An 18646-nucleotide genomic window follows, 5' to 3' on the forward strand; every position below is an offset into this window, starting at 1 on the left:
CGGGGTTGGTCGCCCCTCGGTGGCCACCATCGATTCACGCCCCGGCCACCTCCGGTGTGCGCGACGGCCATGCGGGGCCGATGGTCTGAGGGAGTCCCCCTCCACCCCCTGCTCAGGAGACTCATGCCCCGCTTGCACCGCGGGCTCGCTGCACTCGTGATCGGCGCCGTCGGCGCCTCCGCACTGCTCGCGTTGCCCACCGCCGCATCTGCCGCTTCGCCCGGCATCGTCATCAACGAGATCGAATCGTCGGGCGGTGTGCCCGGAGACTGGATCGAGTTCACCAACCCCACGAGCGCTGCCATCGATCTCGGGGGTTACACCGTCAAGGACTCGACGGAGAAGGATGCGTACGCCATCCCGTCCGGCACGATCGTCGAACCGGGGGCGTATCTCGTGCTCGACGAGAAGGCCTCATCGGGCGAGGGCGCCTTCGCGTTCGGCCTGGGCGCCAACGACGGCGTGCGCCTGTTCGACCCGCAGGGTGCGCTCGTGGATGAGCACACCTGGACCGGGCACGCGACGACCACCTGGGGGCGCACCGCCGACAGCACCTGGGCGCTGACCAGCGCCTCCACCAAGGGTGCGGCCAACACTTTCGCGACCGTGACGCCGACGCCGACGCCGACGCCCTCCGCGCCGACGACGCCGGCATCCGGAGTCGTCCTGAACGAGATCGTCTACGACGGTGTGTCCGGCGTCGCGAAGGACAGCGTCGAGCTCTACAACGCGGGCAGCACCCCCGTGGACCTCACCGGCTGGAAGCTCGCCGACGACAAGCGCGCGCCCGAGACGCTGCCCGGCAGCGCAACGCTCGCCCCCGGCGCGTACCGCGTGCTGGTGAACGGCACCGACTTCACGTTCGGCCTCGGCAAGGGTGATGAGGTCGTGCTGTACGACGCCACCTCGGCGATCGTCGACAGCTACGCCTACGCGAACACCGCCCCTCTCGCGACGTGGGCGCGCTGCGCCGACGGCGCGGGCGCGTGGGCACCCGCCACCGCCGTGACTCTCGGGGCCGCGAACGTGTGCGCGCCCCTCACCGCTCCGGGCCGGATCATCGTCAACGAGATCGACTCGGCCCCATCCGACTGGATCGAGTTCGTCAACCCGGGCACGTCTGCGCTCGACATATCGGGATACGAGATCCGCGACAACTCCGACGACCACCGCTGGCAGTTCCTGCCGGGTTCGACGATCGTCGCGGGCGAATTCCTCGTCGTGACCGCCGACACGATCGGCCTCTCCGGCGGTGCCCAGGTCGCCTTCGGCGCACCGATCGGGATCGGCAGCGCCGACCGCATCCGCCTCTTCGACGCATCCGGCGCGCTGATCGACGACTCGCTGCCGTGGCAGGGGCACGCAAGCCTCGACGGCTCCGAGGCCGCGGCCACCCTCGCGCGATGCCCCGACGGTGTCGGCGCCTTCGTGCTGGCGCACCCGACGCCGGGCGCGTCAAACAGCTGCGTCATGCCCGACGTCGCGATCAACGAGATCGAATCGAACGGCGACGCCACCGACTGGGTCGAGGTCGTGAACCTGGGCGCCGGCGTGGTCGACATGTCCGGCTGGACCCTGATCGACAACGACCCTGCCGGGCACGCGGCCGAGACCACGCCGCTCCCCGCCGGCACCGTGCTCGCGTCGGGCGAATACTTCGTCTTCGACGGCGGCACGAACTTCGTGTTCGGACTCGGCAACGGCGACACCGCGACCGTTCGCGACGCGACCGGCAACACGGTCGCCTCCTACTCCTACCCGGCGCACGCCGCCGGTGTGTGGGCACGCTGCGCCGACGGAACGGGCGACTTCATCGACGTCGCGGTCTCCACGAAGGGACTCCGGAACGCCTGCGGCAACCCCGTGCGGATCAACGAGATCGAATCCGACGGCGGATCACCCGACGACTGGATCGAGCTCGTCAACCCGACGGATGCGGCACTCGACGTCTCGGGCATTGTGCTGAAGGACGACGACGACACGCACGCCTACGCGATCCCCGCGAACACGACGATCGCTGCGCGCGGCTACCTCGTGATCGACCGCGCCGCGCTCGGCTTCGGCCTGGGTGGCGGCGACGCGGTGCGACTGTTCGATGGCGACCTCGCCATCGACGAGACCACGTGGGGCGCCGGCCACGCGGCGACCACCTGGGGTCGCTGCCCCGACGTGACCGGGCCTTTCGCGGTGACCGTGGAGTCCACCCGGGGTGCGGCCAACATCTGCGCCGGTGAGATCCCGGTGAGCCCGTGGCCGGGGTCGGCATCCGTGACGGTGCTCGACGAGGCACCCACGTTCCTCGAAGACAGCTCCGGCCTCGACGCGCAGGCGACAGCGGACGGAACCTTCCTCTGGGCCGTCGACAACGGCACCGGAACGTTCTGGAAGCTCGCGGTCGCCGCCGACGGCTCGACGACGTTCGCCGAAGGGTGGACGAAGGACGGCAAGCGCGCCCGCTTCCTGAAGGACGCGAACGCGCCCACCGCAGCCGGCCCCGACACCGAGGGCATCACGGTCGCCGACGACGGGTTCGTGTATCTGGCCTCCGAGCGCGACAACAGCGCGAAAGCGGTCAACCAGAACATCGTGCTCAAGATCGACCCGAACGCGCCCGGTCCGGATGTCGTCGCCACCCAGCAGTGGGACCTCACCGCCCTCCTGCCGAAGGTGGAGGCGAACCTCGGGATGGAGGCGGTCGAGTGGATCGCGGATGCGGACCTGTCGGCGTCGCTGATCGACGACACGACCGGGCAGCTGTACGACCCGGCGCAGTACCCCGGGCACGGCAACGGGCTGTTCTTCGTCGCCGTCGAAGACACGGGTGATGTGTACGCCTTCGCCCTGAAGGCGGACGGATCGGCGTCGCTCGTGGCGACGATCGACCCGGGCCTCGCAGGGGTCATGGCGCTCGATTACGACACGGTGCTCGACGTCCTCTGGGCCGTGTGCGACAACGGATGCGACGGCGCCGCGGCGCAGATCACCCTGAACGGGACGACCGAGCCGGCCATCGCGCACTTCGCTCGCCCGGCGGGGATGCCGAACGTCAACAACGAGGGCTTCGCGACCTCTCCGACCGCCGGCACGGGCACGCGCGCCGCGTGGTGGTTCGAAGACGGTGTGAAATCCGGCGCGCTGCGCCTCGGCACTGTTCCCACGGCAGCCACCCCCGAGGTACCCGGACCGGGCGAGAACCCGCTGCCCGGCACCGATCCCTCGGTCCCGCTGCCCGGCACCGGACCGTCGGTGCCGCTGCCTGGCATGGCTCTCACGGGCGACAACAGCGGCTCCGTGATCGCCCCGGCGACCGCAGAGCGCGGCCAGCGAATCACCGTGTCGGTCGGAACGGCGTACGCCGGTGAGCCCGTCACCGTCTGGCTCTACTCGACGCCAGTGCAGATCGCGGCCGGAGCGGTGGACGCATCCGGTCGGATCCAGGTCACGATCCCGGTGGATGCTGCGCTCGGCGACCACCGCCTCGCGGTCTACGGTGCAGACAGCGAGCTGATCGGATGGACCGCCCTCCGCGTCGTCGATGGTGCGCTCGCCGCCACCGGGGGAGGTTCAGCCGAAGGCGCGTTGGTGCTCGGGCTGCTGATGCTGCTCGCCGGGGGCATCGCGGTCGCCGCGCGTCGCCGCATCCGTTCCGCCTGACGACACGATCCGAGTCCCCCGCGTGCATGATGCCGCGGGGGATTCGGCGTTCAAAAGCGGGCGCGCAACCACTCGACCTGGCGGTGCCAGTGGCGGAACCCGCCGCCCTCGTGACCGTTGAAGCCGTAGACCTCGATGTGGGCGTCGGATGCGGACAGCGCGTTGAACGCGGCGAACACCGACCCGGGCAGGACGACCTCGTCCATCAGTCCGACCGAGAACAGCGCCGGCACGGTGATGCGGCGCGCCAGGACGGCGCCGTCGAAGTAGGAGAGCGTCCGCAGCACCTCTGCCGCAGCATCCTTGTGCACCGCGAGGTAGCGCGTGATCTCGGTGAACGGCGCCTCGGGCGTGCGCGTGATCGACCGCGGAAAGTCGCACAGGAACGGAACGTCGGGCAGCACCGCGCGGGCGTGCGGGGAAAGCGCCGCGGCGGCGATCGCGGTGCCGCCGCCCTGGCTCACCCCCGTGACGGCGATGCGAGCGGCGTCGACGAACGGCAGGTCGACGACCGCGTCCAGCACCTGCACCGCATCCGTGAACAGGCGACGGTAGTAGTAGGTGTCGGGGGAGGAGATGCCGCGGGTCATGTATCCGGCGACGGCGGGCCCGGAGCCGTGCGGATCCGGGGTGTCTCCGCCGCTTCCCCAGCCGCTGCCCTGACCGCGGGTGTCCATCAGGACGTGCACGTAACCGGCGGCCGCCCACGCGAGCCGCTCGCCCGGCAGGCCCCGCCCTCCGCTGTAGCCGAGGTACTCGACGACGGTCGCCCTCGGTTCGTCGCCCGGGGGTCGGGTGATCCACGCCTTCACGGGTTCGCCCGCGAACCCGGGGAAGGTGAGGTCCTCCACGACCAGCTCGGTGATCGGCTGGGCGACGGGCTCGATGCGGACCTCGCCGCCGGCCGCCCGCGACTCCTCGAGCGTGCGGCGCCAGAAGTCGTCGAGGTCGTCGGGAACGGGCAGATCGGGCGCGTACTCCCGCAGGAGGTCGAGCGGCAGATCGGTGTGCGTCAGAGCCATGCGCTCATCCTCACGCATCCGGCCCGCGGCCACTCGTTCCACGGGCGCCGTGTCCGGGGTCGCGCCTACACTTGACACGCAATGACCGACGCATCCACGCCCCTCATCGTCGGCGGTGGTCGCGGCCCGCAGGCGGCCGCGTCCGTACGCCCCGACGAAGACCTGCTCGACGGCCTCAACGAGCCGCAGCGCGAAGCCGTGACCTACCGCGGGCCCGCGCTCCTCATCGTCGCGGGCGCGGGGTCGGGCAAGACGCGGGTGCTGACCCACCGCATCGCGTCGCTGCTGCGCGCCCGTGAGGCCTGGCCCAGCCAGATCCTCGCGATCACCTTCACTAACAAGGCCGCGGGCGAGATGCGCGAGCGCGTCGGGCACCTCGTCGGCGAGAGCGCTCGCGGCATGTGGATCTCGACGTTCCACTCGGCGTGCGTGCGGATTCTTCGCAAAGAAGCGCAGCAGTTCGGCTTCACGACCGCTTTCACGATCTACGACTCCGGCGACTCGCGAGCCCTCATCAAGCGGCTCGTGAAAGAGCACGAGGCGGATGCGTACGGGCTCACCCCCTCTTCGGTGCAGGGTCGCATCTCGAAGCTGAAGAACGAGCTCGCCGACGCCGAGTCCTACGCGCGTCAGGCGAACATGTCCGATCCCGCGGAGCGCATCTTCGTCGCAATCTTCGGGGACTACCAGCGGGCGCTCCAACGCGCCAACGCGTTCGATTTCGATGATCTGATCGCCCAGACGGTGTACCTCTTCCGCGCGTTCCCGCACGTCGCCGACGTCTACCGGCGCCGGTTCCGGCACATCCTCGTCGACGAGTACCAAGACACGAACCACGCGCAGTACGCACTCATCCACGAGCTCACCCGCCCCGTCGGCGGGGGTGAAGCCGAGCCATATGCTTCCGGCGGCATGATGATCTTCGAGGCCGAGAAGGCGCCCGAGGCGGAGGGGGCGTCGCTCACCGTCGTCGGCGACTCCGACCAGTCGATCTACGCCTTCCGCGGCGCCGACATCCGCAACATCAGCGAGTTCGAACGCGACTACCCGGGTGCGAAGGTCGTGCTGCTCGAGCAGAACTACCGATCGACGCAGAACATCCTGTCGGCGGCGAACGCGGTCATCAGCAACAACTTCGACCGCAAAGACAAGAAGCTCTGGACCGACGTGGGCGCGGGTGAGCCGATCGTCGGCTTCACGGGCTACTCGCAGCACGACGAGGCGCAGTTCATCGCCGACGAGATCGAGAAGCTGCGCCGGAAGAACGTCGCCTACTCCGACATCGCGGTCTTCTACCGCACCAACTCGCAGTCCCGCGCGCTGGAAGAGATCTTCATCCGCTCCGCCGTGCCCTACAAGATCATGGGCGGCACGAAGTTCTACGAGCGCGCCGAGATCAAGGACGCGCTCGCCTATCTCGTCTCGGTGGCGAACCCGGCTGACGAGATGGCCCTCCGCCGCATCCTGAACCGCCCGAAGCGGGGCATCGGCGACGTGACCGCGACCTCGATCGCCCGGTTCGCCGAAGAGCACGAGATCACCTTCCGCGATGCCCTGGCGGCATCCGCGCAGCTGGGGGTGGGGCCGAAGCTGCAGGCGTCCATCGCGCAACTCGACCGCGTGCTCGCCGAGGCGACCGCGATCATGCTGCCGTCCTCGGGCGAACTCGCGCCGCCGACGGCCGTCGCCGAAGGCCTCACGCTGCTGCTGCAGAAGAGCGGATACCTCGATGCGCTGCGCGCGAGTCGCGACCCGCAAGACGAGGCGCGACTCGAGAACCTCGACGAGCTCGTGGCTGTGGCGCGCGAGTTCGCCCGCAACAATCCCGACGGCACGATCATCGACTTCCTCACCGAGGTGGCGCTCGTGGCCGACGCCGACGACCTCGACGACGCGTCGGGCTCGGTGTCGCTCATGACGATGCACACGGCCAAGGGACTCGAGTTCGACACGGTGTTCCTCACCGGCGTCGAAGAAGACCTCATCCCGCACCGGATCTCGGCCGGTGAACCCGGTGGCCCCTCCGAAGAGCGACGCCTGTTCTACGTGGGCGTGACCCGCGCCCGGCAGCGCCTGTACCTGACGCTCGCGATGACCCGCGCGCAGTTCGGCGAGGTGACCGTCGCCATGCCGTCCCGGTTCCTGCAAGAGATCCCGGCGGAACTCATCGACTGGCGTCAGTCGCCGGGCGACGTCAACTCCCGCGGCGGTGCCGGATCCCGGGCCCTCAACGCGCGCCGGCCCGGTGGCGGCAGCGGCGGCGGTTGGGGCGGACGACGCGACGATCCGCCCGCCCTCGCGCCCAAGTCCACCTCGCTCGATCGGTTCCCGAACCGCATCCCCGCGAAGGTCCGCGACAACAGTGCGATGGAACTCGGGCAGGGCGACCGCATCCGGCACGAGGACTTCGGCGAGGGGCGTGTCGATGCGGTCACCGGCGAGGGCGCGAAGCGCATCGCGCACGTGCGTTTCGAGTCGGCGGGTGCGAAGAAGCTGCTGATCAAGATCGCGCAGATCGAGAAGCTCTGACCGCCCCGTAGGCTGGCACGATGGCTCTCTTCTCGCGCCGACCGAAGAACTCCGACGACGACTCGACCGGCGCAGTGCCGCCCCAGGGCGGTGCGCAGACGCCGGATGCGGCGGCCCCCGACGTCGAGCCGTCCGTTCCGGCCGAGCCGGTGCCGCACGTGGGGATCTCGGTCTCCACGTTCGGCAGCGTCAGTGCCGCCACGTCTCGCGCCGATACCCCGGCCGCGCCGGCCCCCGCCATCCCGCCGGGTGCGACGCCGGCCCGCCCCGCGCACCTCGCCTCGCCGGCCGCGGAGGCATCGAGCCGAGTGGAGACCGTACCGGGGCTCCGCGACAACGTGCTGCTGCGCGACGCGCTCGCCGCGCTCCCGGCCCAGGCCCAGCCGACCGAGATGATCAACGTCGCCCGGCAGCTGCTGCAGGGTCACGTCTACATCCGCGTCCAGGGCGACGCGCGCGAGCTGCTCGCGCAGGGCAAGAGCCTGCCGACGTCGATGGTGACGTTCAAGGACGAGAAGTACATGCTGGTGTACTCGGGCGGCGCCGCGCTGCAGGACGCGATCAAGGCCGACGGAGATGCGGGCACTTCCGCGCTCGCGCAGTCGGTTCTCGGGCTGCTGCAGCAGGTGGTGGCGGGTCCGATGGGAGGCGTCGCCATCGACCACGCCTCGCGTCCCGGGTCGGCCCTCCTCCCGAAGCAGCTGATCGAGAAGGCGCTCGCCGACCTCGACCCCGCCCAGCGCATCAAGTCGCTCTTGGCCGGAAAACGCACCTCCGAGACCGCGGACGACGTGGCGGTCGCGATGACCGAAGCTCCGCTGTGGATCGCGGCGCGTCGATCGGATGACGGGCAGGTCGGTATCGCTGAACTCCGCACCCCCGACGGCGCGCGGCTGCTCGAGGTCTTCTCGCACCCTCTCGAACTGCTCGCGCTCGGGCGCGGTGACCAGGCCGTCAAGGTCGAACCGACGCAGCTAGCCAAGGCCCTCCGCGGTGACACGGGGCTGAGCGGCGTGGTCGTCGACCCGGCCGGTCCCTGGATCCGGCTCACGCGCGACCAGCTGCATCCGCTGCTCATCGTCGGCGCCTGAACGCCGACTACCGTGCGTGGCGGCTCCGCGCCACCGGTATCGCCGGCGCGGGTGGCGTCCTAGGGTCAGCACATGGCCTCCGAGCGCATCACCCTGATCGTTCCCGGTACGGACGGTGACCGCGAGGTCGACCTGTCGAGCCCGAACCGCATGGTCTGGCCGGAGGTCGGCATCACCAAGCGGGAACTCGCCGAGTACACCCTGAGCGTGTCGGAGGCTTTCCTCCGCGCGAACGGCGATCGCCCGGTCTCCCTCGAGCGCTTCCGCGACGGCATCGGCGGGGAGAGCTTCTTCTCGAAGAACCCGCCGAAGGGCACGCCCGACTACGTCGATGCGGTGACGGTGACCTACAACAGCGGGCGTCGGCATCCGCAGGTCGTGCTGAACGAGCCCGCCGCAACGCTCTGGGCCGTGCAGATGAACACGGTCGTGTTCCACCCGTGGGCATCGCTGGCGGGCGACTCGGACCACCCCGTGGAACTGCGCATCGACCTGGACCCGCAGCCGGGAACGGACTTCGCGGATGCTGCCGCCATCGCACCGCTCATGCGCGACGTGCTGGCCGACGCCGGACTGGAGTCGTGGATCAAAACGAGCGGAAACCGCGGCATCCACCTCTTCTGCCCCATCGAGCCGACGCACGAGTTCCTCGACGTGCGGCACGCCGTGATCGCCGCGGGCCGCGAGCTCGCCCGCCGCGAGCCCGACCGCGTGACGATGAACTGGTGGAAGGAAGAACGCGGCGCGCGCATCTTCATCGACTTCAACCAGGCGAACCGCGACCGCACGATGGCGGGGGCGTACAGCCCGCGGTCGCTCCCGACGGCGACGGTCTCGACCCCCATCACCTGGGACGAGCTGCCCGGCGTCGATCCGCACGCGTTCACCGTGCGGACGGTGCCCGAGCGCGTGCGCACGGTCGGTGACCCGTGGGCCGAGTTCGCCGCGCGGCCGGGGCGCATCGACACGCTGCTGGAATGGTGGGAGCGCGATATCGCCGACGGCCTCGGGGAGCTGCCGTTCCCGCCCGAGTTCCCCAAGATGCCCGGTGAACCGCCGCGGGTGCAGCCCAGCCGCGCCCGCACGCCCGAGTAGCCCGCGTTCCGCCGCTCACGTGTCGGGATCGGTCGGGTGGGGCGGCGCTTTGCGCCACGTGAGTGGGTGAGGCTGATGCTCACGTGTCGCGATCGGTCGGGTGGGGCGACGCTTTGCGCCACGTGAGCGGGTGAGGCGTGAGCGGAGCGGGCCGGGTCGGGCGGATGCTCACGTGTCGCGATCGGTCGGGTGGGGCGACGCTTTGCGCCACGTGAGTGGGTGAGACGGATGCTCACGTGTCGCGATCGGTCGGGTGGGGCGACGTATTGCGCCACGTGAGCAGGGGGAGGGGCGGCGCGCGCGGGGCGAGTGGAGCGGATGGAGGCGCGCCGGGGCCGATATAGCGAGGCGAAGCGGGTCAGTCCAGGACGTCGGCGAGGTCGTAGGCCGACACCCGGTCGAGCTGGCCGAACGTGCACGACCGCGCGTCGCGGTCGGGGCGCCAGCGCTCGAACTGCACCGTGTGCCGGAACCGCATCCCCTCGAGCTGGTCGTAACGCACCTCGAGCACGCGCTCCGGTCGGAGCGGAACGAATGACACGTCCTTCGACCCGGAGAAACGCGACCGCTCCGTCTCGGCGCCGACGGGGGTGCCGTCGGCGTTCCGCTGCACGAGCGGCTCGAGTTCGTCGATCAGCGCGAGGCGCCGCGCATCGGTGAAGGCCGAAACCCCGCCGACGTTCCGCAGCATCCCGTCACCGTCGTAGAGGCCGACCAGCAGCGATCCGACGCCCGTCCCGCTCTTGTGCACGCGGTAACCGAGGGCGACGACGTCGGCCGTTCGGGCGTGCTTGATCTTCCCCATCGTGCGTTTTCCGGGGGAGTAGGGTGCGTCGAGCCGTTTCGCCATGACTCCGTCCAGGCCCGCCCCCTCGAAGTCCGCGAGCCAGCGGCGCGCGAGGCCCGCATCCGCGGTCGCGCGCGTCACGTGCACCGGCGGCGGCACCGACCCGAGCAGGCCGACGAGTTCCATGCGCCGCGTCGCGAACGGTTCGGGCTGCAGGTCGCGGTCGCCGCGGGCGAGCAGATCGAACGCGATGAGTAACGCCGGAGTCTCGCGCGAAAGCGTCGCCACTCGAGAAGCGGCGGGATGGATGCGCTGGCTGAGGGCCTCCCAATCGAGGCGCTGCGCCCCGCTCGGGCCGACCGGGATCACGATCTCGCCGTCGATCAGGCAGGGCTCGGGCAGGATCTCGGGCAGCGCCGCGACCAGCTCGGGGAAGTATCGCGTGAGCGGTTTGGCACCGCGCGAGCCGAGCTCAACGTTCTCGCCGTCCCACGCCGCGAGCACGCGGAACCCGTCCCACTTCGGCTCGAAGAGGTAGCCCTCCGCATCCGGTACCTGCGGCACCGCCTTGGCGAGCATCGGAGCCGGGATGACGTACCGCACGGGGGGATCCGGATCAGTCGATGGCGGATTCGCGAGGCTTCGAACGCGCCCACCGCGGCGGGGTGTTCGGGCCGTCCCACACCTGGATGATGCCCCAGACGGTCGCGGTGATCGGCACGGCGAGCACCGCACCGACGAGACCGCCGAGCACGGTGCCGACGGTCAGGGCGACCAGGATGACGAAGGCGTGCAACTTCATCGAACGCCCCATCAGGAACGGCTGCAAGAAGTTGCCCTCGAGCTGGTTGACGAGCACCACGACACCGACCACGAACAGCGCGTTGACCCACCCGTTGGCGACGAGCGCGACGAGGGCGGCCAGAATGCCCGCGAGAGTGGCACCGACGATCGGGATGAAGGCGAGAAGGAAGACGAGAACCGCGAGGGGGATGGCGAGCGGCACCTGCAGGATGAGCAGACCGATCAGGATGCCGATCGCGTCGACGAGGGCGACGGTCGCCGTGCCGCGTACATAGGCTCCGAGGACCGAGACCGTCTTGTCGCCGATGCGACGACCGCGGTCGTACTGGCGGCCGCGGAAGGGGCGGAGGAGGAACTCCCACATCCAGGGTCCGTCTTTCAGGAAGAAGAACAGGATGACGACCATCAACACGAGTCCGGTGACGAAGTTCGCAACGACGCTGACGCCGGCGAGCGCTCCCGATCCGAACTGCGAGCTGGTGACGAAGTCGCCCGCCGTGCTCAGCCAGTCATCGATCTGGTCGGAGGTCGGCGCGAAGGGAAGCGTGTTCACCCAGGCGAGCAGCTCCTGCACGCCAGCCTCGGCCTGCGAGTAGAGGTCGTCCCACTGGTCGCGGACCGCCCAGACGATGAGCCAGCTGACGCCGCCCAGCAGCACCACGATCACGAGCAGGGTGACGACCGTGGCGAGAAGGGAGGGCACGCCGTGCCGCCGTATCCATCCCATGGCCGGCGCGAACGCGGACGCGAAGATCAGCGCGATCACGAGCGGGATCGTCACGACGGTGACCGAGTGGATGGCGAAGAATATCGCCGCAGCCAGCCCCACCACGACGATGATCTGCACGGCCCGGATGGCGAGCGAGCCGAACGAGTCGGCCCACAGGCTCCAGGGTGCGCGGGTGGCCGTCAACTCGACGTCGCGGGAGGTGAGCTGGACTTCTCGGGCGGAGCGGCGGAACAATCCCATGCTGAGACCGTAGCGGTACCCCGCCGCGCTCCCGCCACGGTTGACGACGGCCCCCGCCGCGTGCTCGTCGGCCGCGAGACAGCATCTGTGCGGCGAGACGTTGGTCCGGAGCCGACGTCTCGTGCCGAAACTGCGGTCTCGCGGTCGGTGGGCCGGGCAGCGGATGCGGCCGGTGGGTCAGACGAAGGCGCTGACGCCGGTGATGTCGCGGCCGAGGAGCAGCGCCTGCACGCTCTCGGTGCCCTCGTAGGTGTGGATGGCCTCGATGTCGGCGAGGTGCTGCATGACGCCGTTCTCCAGCAGGATGCCGTTGCCGCCCAGCAGATCGCGCGCGGTCGACGCGATTCGACGCGCGGCGCGCGTGTTGTGGTACTTCGCGAGCGACGCCTGCGTCGGACGCAGATCCCCGGATGCCTCGAGGTCAGCCAGTCGCCGACAGTAGAGCTGCATGGCGGTGAGCTCGTCGAGCATCTGCGTCAGCCGCTCCTGCACCATCTGGAACTTCGCGAGGGGCTTTCCGAACTGCACGCGTTGCTGCGCGTACGACAGCGCCGCCTCGTAGCAGGCGGTCGCGTGCCCGAGCGCCGACCAGGCGACGCCCGACCGGGTGGAGTAGAGAACGATCGAGGCGTCCTTGAAGGTGTGCGCACCGGGGAGCACCGCTTCGGCGGGAAGGCGCACCTCGTCGAACACGATGTGCGCCTGGTGGATGCCGCGGAGCGACCCCTTGCCGGTGATCACCGTGCCGGTGTAGCCGGGCGTGGTCTGCTCGACGAGGAAGCATCGGACGGCGCCGTGCTCGGCCGCATCCGGGTCATCCACGCGGGCCCACACGAACGTGATTCCTCCCGACGCGCCGTTCCCGATCCACTTCTTGGTGCCGCTGAGCACCCACTCCTCGCCGTCGCGGCGGGCGACCGACTCGAGCGAGACCGAATCGGAACCGTGGTCGGGTTCGGTGAGAGCGAAGGCGCCGAGCACCTCGCCGCGAGCGAGCGGTTCGAGCCAGCGGTCCTGCTGCGCGGGGCTGCCGAACAGCGCGAGGGTACGCAGGGCCAGCCCGCCCTGCACGGCCACGATCGTGCCGAGCGAGCCGTCGCCGCGCGAGATCTCCATGTTGACCAGGCCCGCAGCCAGGGGGGAGAAGTGCGTCAGACGAGGGTGCTCGATGCCGTCGTTGTACAGGTCGAGCTCGCCGAGGCGGGCGGTGAGATCGACCGGGTACTCGGCCGCATCCCACGCGTGCGTCATGCGGTCGCCGACCTCGTCGACGAACGCCTTCGCGCGGTCCCAGACGGCGCGATCCGCGGCGGGGATGTCGGCGAACACCGCGTAGTAGTCGGTATCGCGGCGGCCGAGGATGTCGTAATCCGTCACTCGTTCGCCCGGGAAGGTGCCGTCGGTCGTCGGGGTGCTCATGATGCTCCTGGATGCGGCGCGCCGCCGTGGCGCGAGCCGAGTCCAGGGTACTCCGCACGGAACGCGGTGTCTCGCTCCATGGGACGCAGTTTCATCCGGGCGCCTCGCGCGCCCGTCAGCCGGGCGTCTCTCGGGCGAAGCCGTGCGCCTCGCGCGCGCCCGTCAGAGCTCGCGCTGCAGCCGTCGGGCGAGCTCGGCGGGCGGCATCCGCCGCGGGAACACGGCCACGACGACCTCGTCCTCGCCCGTGCGAGGGGAGGTGCCCACGCCGAACCGGTCGAGTGCCTCATCGAGCGCGCGCCGGAGCACGGTCACCGGCACCTTCTTCGGCCCGCGGAGCAGCTGGCGCAGGACGTGGTTGTGGACCGCCGTCACGAGCGCAGCGAACCCCACAGCGTCGAGCGGGTCGAGTCCGGGCAAGGACCGGCGGAGGTACTCGTCGAAAAGCCGCTCGTAGCGGAAGACCGTGACGATCTCGCGGTCGCGGAGGGCGGGCACGCCCCGCACGACCGTGTATCGCCGCCGCGCGAGCTCCGGATCCGCGGCGAAATGACGGAAGACCTGCAGCGAGGCCTCGCAGACGGCCTCCCAGGGGTCGGCGTGCTCACCCGACAGGTAGGTGCGGAGGCGCTCGAGGAGCTCCTCGTGGTCGGCGAAGACGACGTCATCCTTGCCGCCGAACTGGCGGAAGAACGTTGACCGGGAGATGCCGGCCGCCTGGGCGATCTGATCGACCGACGTCGCCTCGAAACCCTGCCGGGCGAACAGATCGAGCGCTGCGGCGACGACGTCGTTGCGCGCGGCGGACGGGGACGATGGCTCGCTCATGTGGACAGCAGCCTAGACCCGCGCCGCCCGCCCTCACGCGCAGATCCGGCGTCCGCATCCGCGCCCGTGGCGACGAGGCGGGCGAAACTGCGGTAGTAGGCTGGGTCACTGGTCGTTATCTCGACGTCGAGACGTTTTTGCGTCTGCCCACCCCCTCGTCCCAGCGGAGGACTGCACTGTGGATCTGTACGAGTACCAGGCACGTGACCTATTCGAGAAGTACGAGGTGCCGGTTCTCGCGGGCATCGTCGCCGACACCCCCGAGGAGGTGAAGGCAGCAGCCGAGAAGCTCGGCGGCGTCGTGGTCGTCAAGGCTCAGGTCAAGGTCGGCGGTCGCGGCAAGGCCGGCGGCGTCAAGGTCGCGAAGACCCCCGACGAGGCGTACGAGGCCGCGAAGGCGATCCTCGGACTCGACATCAAGGGCCACATCGTCAAGCGCGTGATGGTGGCCGCCGGTGCGCGCATCGCCCGCGAGTTCTACTTCTCGGTGCTGCTCGACCGCGCGAACCGCTCCTACCTGTCGCTCGCCAGCGTCGAAGGCGGCATGGAGATCGAGGAGCTCGCAGTCGAGCGTCCCGAAGCGCTCGCCCGCATCGAGATCGACCCGATCGAGGGCATCACCCCCGAGAAGGCGCTCGAAATCGCGAAGGCCGGCAACTTCGAAGCGGGTCTCGCCGAGAAGGTCGCCGACGTCTTCGTGAAGCTCTACGCCGTATACAAGGGCGAAGATGCCACGCTCGTCGAGGTCAACCCCCTCGTCGAGACCGAAGAGGGAGACATCGTCGCGCTCGACGGCAAGGTCTCGCTCGATGAGAACGCAGACTTCCGCCACCCGGGCCACGCTGAGCTCGAAGACGCGGATGCGGCCGACCCGCTCGAGGCGAAGGCCAAGGCCAACGACCTCAACTACGTCAAGCTCGACGGTCAGGTCGGCATCATCGGCAACGGCGCCGGGCTCGTCATGTCGACGCTCGACGTCGTCGCCTACGCGGGGGAGAAGCACGGCGGCGTGAAGCCCGCCAACTTCCTCGACATCGGTGGCGGCGCCTCGGCGACCATCATGGCCGCCGGTCTCGACGTCATCCTCGGTGACTCCCAGGTCAAGAGCGTCTTCGTCAACGTCTTCGGCGGAATCACGAGCTGCGTCGCGGTTGCCGAGGGCATCGTGAAGGCCCTCGAGATCCTCGGCGACGCGGCCAGCAAGCCGCTCGTCGTGCGCCTCGACGGCAACCAGGTCGACGAGGGTCGCGCGATCCTCGCCGCCGCCAACAACCCGCTCGTGACCCTCGCCGCCAGTATGGACGAGGGCGCCGACAAGGCCGCCGAGCTGGCGAACGCCTGAGCCCTGAGACTCGAGAAGGACAGAACATGTCGATCTACCTGAACAAGGATTCCAAGGTCATCGTCCAGGGCATCACCGGCGGCGAGGGCACCAAGCACACCGCGCTGATGCTGAAGGCGGGCACGCAGGTCGTGGGTGGCGTCAACGCCCGCAAGGCCGGCACGACCGTCTCGCACACGGGCGCAGACGGCGCCGCCGTCGAGCTGCCGGTGTACGCATCCGTGGCCGAAGCCATCGAGAAGACCGGCGCCGACGTGTCGATCGCGTTCGTGCCCCCCGCCTTCACGAAGGACGCGATGATCGAGGCCATCGATGCCGAGATCCCGTTGCTGGTCGTCATCACCGAGGGTGTGCCGGTGGGCGACAGCGCCGAAGCCTGGGCCTACGCGCAGTCCAAGGGCAACACGACCCGCATCATCGGCCCCAACTGCCCCGGCATCATCACGCCGGGCGAAGCGCTCGTCGGCATCACCCCGGCGAACATCACGGGCAAGGGCCCGATCGGACTCGTCTCCAAGTCGGGCACGCTGACCTACCAGATGATGTTCGAGCTGCGCGACCTCGGGTTCTCGACCGCCATCGGCATCGGCGGCGACCCGATCATCGGCACGACGCACATCGACGCGCTCGCCGCGTTCGAAGCCGACCCCGAGACGAAGGCCATCGTCATGATCGGCGAGATCGGCGGCGACGCCGAAGAGCGCGCGGCCGACTTCATCAAGGCCCACGTGACCAAGCCGGTCGTCGGTTACGTCGCCGGCTTCACCGCGCCCGAGGGTAAGACCATGGGGCACGCGGGCGCTATCGTGTCCGGCTCCGCCGGCACGGCGCAGGCGAAGAAGGAGGCCCTCGAGGCCGCCGGAGTCAAGGTCGGCAAGACGCCGTCCGAGACCGCCGCGCTGATGCGCGAGATCATCCAGGGGCTCTAAGCCCCACCGCCGAGGGGGCGGATGCGGAAGCCGGCGCGAGAGCGTGCGGCACCGCATCCGCCCCCTCGTTTTCCGACCGCCATCGGGGCGCCCCGCGGTACCCTGAGGCCATGCCGCTAACCGGAGAGTACAAGCCCAGCACGAGCGAGTGGGCCCGCACCCAGGCCGAGAAGTACGAGGCGTCGGGAGGGACCGAAGCGAACGAGCTGCGGGGTGTGCCGATCATCGTGCTCACGACCGTCGGCGCCAAGTCGGGGGCACTGCGCAAGACCGCGCTCATGCGCGTCGAGCACGACGGGGCGTACCTCGTCGTCGCCTCGAAGGGCGGCGCACCGGACGAGCCCGCGTGGGGCGCCAACATCCGCAAGAACTCGCACGTCGAACTGCAGGATGGCGCCGACCGCCGCGACTACACCGCGCGCCTGCTCGAGGACGGCCCCGAGCGCGACGAGTGGTGGAACCGCGCCGCGCGGGTCTGGCCGGACTACAACGAGTACCAGAAGAAGACCGACCGCCAGATCGCGATCTTCGTGCTCGAGCCCCGCGACGCCTGACCGGCACCCGCCTTCCGCGAGACAGCGCTTTCGCCACGAGACGTCGGTTCCCGACCGACGTCTCGTGGCGCGAATGCAGTCTCGCGGCCGGAAGGCGGTCAGACGCCGAGCACGGCCTCGATCGGGCCCCGGGCGAAGAAGACGACGAAGCCGGCCGCGACGACCCACAGGAGTGGGCTGATCGTGCGGGCGGCACCGGTCAGCGACCGGACCACGACCCACGCGATGAAGCCCGCGCCGATGCCGTCGGCGATCGAGTAGGTCATCGGCATGATGATGACCGTCAGGAACACCGGGATCAGCACCGACGGGTCGGTGAGGTCGACGTGCCGGATCTGGCTCATCATCAGCGCGCCGACGAGCACGAGCGCGGCCGACGCGATCTCGGTCGGGACGATCGTCGTGAGCGGAGTGACGAACATCGCCAGCACGAACAGCGCCCCCGTTACCAGGTTCGCGATTCCCGTGCGCGCGCCCTCGCCGATCCCCGTGCCGGACTCCACGAACACCGTGTTCGACGAGGATGAGGTGAGCCCGCCCGCCACGGCGCCGAGGCCCTCGACGACGAGCGCCGAGCGCAGGCGCGGGAAGTTGCCGCGCTCATCGGCGAGTCCGGCCTCACGGCTGAGGCCGGTGAACGTGCCCATGGCGTCGAAGAAGTTCGTGAACAGCAGGGTGAACACGAGCATGGTCGCGGCGAGCACGCCGATGCGGTCGAAGGACCCGAAGCTGACCTGACCGATCAGGCTGAGATCGGGCAGGCTGATGACGGATGCGGGCAGCTCCGGCACGGTGAGCGACCAGCCGCCGGGGTTCACGGTGCCGTCCGCTCCGATGCGCGGGCCGAGGTGCCAGATGGCCTCGACGATGACCGAGAGGACCGTGCCGCTCACGAGCCCGATCAGGAGCGCGCCCTTGACGCGCCGCACCATCAGCACGGCGCTCACGAGCAGCGTCAGCACGAACATGAGGGTCGGGACGGTCGCGATCGAGCCGCCCGTGCCGAGCCCGACCGGGGGAGAGGACAGCCCGGTGGACTGCACGAATCCGGCGTTGACGAGACCGATGAAGGCGATGAACAGGCCGATGCCGACGGTGATTGCCGTCTTGAGCGCGAGCGGGACGGCGTCGAAGATCCGACGTCGCAGGCCCGTCACCGCCAGCAGCACGATGATCACACCGTTGATCAGGACGAGCCCCATCGCCTCGGGCCAGGTGACCTGACCGACGACGCTCACGGCGAGGAATGAGTTGATGCCGAGGCCCGCCGCGAAGGCGAACGGCAGCCGGGCGACGAGACCGAACAGGATCGTCATGACCCCCGCGGTCAGCGCGGTCGTCGCCGCGACCTGCGCGAACCCGAGCGTATTGCCGGCGACATCCGTTCCGCCGGAGAGGATGATCGGGTTCAGCACGACGATGTAGGCCATCGCCACGAAGGTCACGACTCCGGCGCGCACCTCGCCGCCGATCGTCGCTCCGCGTTCGGTGAGCGCGAAGTAGCGGTCGATTCGGCCTCGGCGGCCGGATGCGGGTGGGGTCTCGGCGGGATGGTTCACAGTCGATGGTTCCTCGTGCACCCCACGACGTTAGTCGCCCGGCGGCGATCCGCGCACCGCGGG

The 18646-nt window shown here is 69.8% G+C and carries 13 protein-coding genes; 7 read left to right on the plus strand and 6 right to left on the minus strand.

All coding sequences use genetic code 11. From position 1 onward, the window contains the following. Positions 1-123: 123 nt before the first annotated feature. Entirely contained in the window at positions 124-3654 is a 3531-nt protein-coding gene (locus LQ938_RS03535) for a lamin tail domain-containing protein (RefSeq protein ID WP_223721791.1), read from the plus strand. 50 nt (positions 3655-3704) lie between these two features. On the opposite strand, the gene LQ938_RS03540 is transcribed toward LQ938_RS03535, so the two are convergent. After that, positions 3705-4670, minus strand: a complete 966-nt coding sequence (locus tag LQ938_RS03540; protein WP_374197469.1) for an acetylxylan esterase — start codon at positions 4668-4670, stop codon at positions 3705-3707. Between the two features lie 87 nt (positions 4671-4757). On the opposite strand from LQ938_RS03540, the gene LQ938_RS03545 reads away from it, so the two are divergent. The 3 genes from LQ938_RS03545 to ligD all read left to right on the plus strand — a co-directional run bounded on the left by LQ938_RS03545 (position 4758) and on the right by ligD (position 9391). Continuing rightward, entirely contained in the window at positions 4758-7205 is a 2448-nt protein-coding gene (locus LQ938_RS03545; protein WP_223721793.1) for an ATP-dependent helicase, read from the plus strand. A gap of 20 nt (positions 7206-7225) precedes the next feature. Next, on the plus strand, positions 7226-8296 hold the full coding sequence (locus tag LQ938_RS03550) for an SseB family protein (protein ID WP_223721794.1): 1071 nt from the start codon (positions 7226-7228) through the stop codon (positions 8294-8296). 72 nt (positions 8297-8368) lie between these two features. Continuing rightward, complete coding sequence (gene ligD / locus LQ938_RS03555; RefSeq protein ID WP_223721795.1) at positions 8369-9391, plus strand: non-homologous end-joining DNA ligase; 1023 nt, start codon at positions 8369-8371, stop codon at positions 9389-9391. Positions 9392-9749: 358 nt separating this feature from the next. Here the strand turns inward: ligD and LQ938_RS03560 are convergent, their stop codons facing one another. The 4 genes from LQ938_RS03560 to LQ938_RS03575 form a co-directional block, all read right to left on the minus strand. After that, entirely contained in the window at positions 9750-10781 is a 1032-nt protein-coding gene (locus LQ938_RS03560; protein ID WP_223721796.1) for an ATP-dependent DNA ligase, read from the minus strand. Between the two features lie 13 nt (positions 10782-10794). Further along, positions 10795-11952, minus strand: coding sequence for an AI-2E family transporter (locus tag LQ938_RS03565; protein ID WP_223721797.1), 1158 nt, complete (start codon positions 11950-11952; stop codon positions 10795-10797). Positions 11953-12129: 177 nt separating this feature from the next. Next, positions 12130-13371 carry an acyl-CoA dehydrogenase family protein gene (locus LQ938_RS03570; RefSeq protein WP_223721798.1) on the minus strand — a complete coding sequence of 414 codons (1242 nt, stop codon included), beginning with the start codon at positions 13369-13371 and terminating at the stop codon, positions 12130-12132. A gap of 162 nt (positions 13372-13533) precedes the next feature. Further along, positions 13534-14199: a TetR/AcrR family transcriptional regulator gene (locus tag LQ938_RS03575; protein ID WP_223721799.1), complete on the minus strand. Its 666-nt coding sequence runs from the start codon at positions 14197-14199 to the stop codon at positions 13534-13536. A gap of 178 nt (positions 14200-14377) precedes the next feature. Here LQ938_RS03575 and sucC point away from each other — a divergent pair, with 178 nt between their 5' ends. The 3 genes from sucC (at position 14378) to LQ938_RS03590 (ending at position 17024) form a co-directional block, all read left to right on the plus strand. Then, positions 14378-15541, plus strand: a complete 1164-nt coding sequence (gene sucC / locus LQ938_RS03580; protein ID WP_223721800.1) for an ADP-forming succinate--CoA ligase subunit beta — start codon at positions 14378-14380, stop codon at positions 15539-15541. 26 nt (positions 15542-15567) lie between these two features. Further along, the gene (gene sucD / locus LQ938_RS03585) at positions 15568-16470 is read left to right on the plus strand and encodes a succinate--CoA ligase subunit alpha (RefSeq protein ID WP_223721801.1); all 903 of its coding nucleotides are present in this window, start codon (positions 15568-15570) and stop codon (positions 16468-16470) included. 110 nt (positions 16471-16580) lie between these two features. Next, positions 16581-17024 (plus strand): nitroreductase family deazaflavin-dependent oxidoreductase, encoded by a 444-nt coding sequence (locus LQ938_RS03590; RefSeq protein ID WP_223721802.1) that lies wholly within the window; start codon positions 16581-16583, stop codon positions 17022-17024. 98 nt (positions 17025-17122) lie between these two features. Here the strand turns inward: LQ938_RS03590 and LQ938_RS03595 are convergent, their stop codons facing one another. Then, positions 17123-18583 carry an NCS2 family permease gene (locus LQ938_RS03595; RefSeq protein ID WP_223721803.1) on the minus strand — a complete coding sequence of 487 codons (1461 nt, stop codon included), beginning with the start codon at positions 18581-18583 and terminating at the stop codon, positions 17123-17125. Positions 18584-18646 lie beyond the last annotated feature (63 nt).

Origin of the sequence: Microbacterium sp. cx-55 (assembly GCF_021117345.1) — a bacterium.
In the GTDB taxonomy this organism is placed as follows: Bacteria; Actinomycetota; Actinomycetes; order Actinomycetales; family Microbacteriaceae; genus Microbacterium.

Excerpts from the sequence above, each read along its gene's own strand:
- LQ938_RS03535 (WP_223721791.1), top strand. The coding sequence starts at position 124 with ATGCCCCGCTTGCACCGCGGGCTCGCTGCACTCGTGATCGGCGCCGTC.
- LQ938_RS03545 (WP_223721793.1), top strand. The coding sequence starts at position 4,758 with ATGACCGACGCATCCACGCCCCTCATCGTCGGCGGTGGTCGCGGCCCG.
- LQ938_RS03550 (WP_223721794.1), top strand. The coding sequence starts at position 7,226 with ATGGCTCTCTTCTCGCGCCGACCGAAGAACTCCGACGACGACTCGACC.
- ligD (WP_223721795.1), top strand. The coding sequence starts at position 8,369 with ATGGCCTCCGAGCGCATCACCCTGATCGTTCCCGGTACGGACGGTGAC.
- LQ938_RS03565 (WP_223721797.1), bottom strand. The coding sequence starts at position 11,952 with ATGGGATTGTTCCGCCGCTCCGCCCGAGAAGTCCAGCTCACCTCCCGC.
- LQ938_RS03570 (WP_223721798.1), bottom strand. The coding sequence starts at position 13,371 with ATGAGCACCCCGACGACCGACGGCACCTTCCCGGGCGAACGAGTGACG.
- LQ938_RS03575 (WP_223721799.1), bottom strand. The coding sequence starts at position 14,199 with ATGAGCGAGCCATCGTCCCCGTCCGCCGCGCGCAACGACGTCGTCGCC.
- sucD (WP_223721801.1), top strand. The coding sequence starts at position 15,568 with ATGTCGATCTACCTGAACAAGGATTCCAAGGTCATCGTCCAGGGCATC.
- LQ938_RS03590 (WP_223721802.1), top strand. The coding sequence starts at position 16,581 with ATGCCGCTAACCGGAGAGTACAAGCCCAGCACGAGCGAGTGGGCCCGC.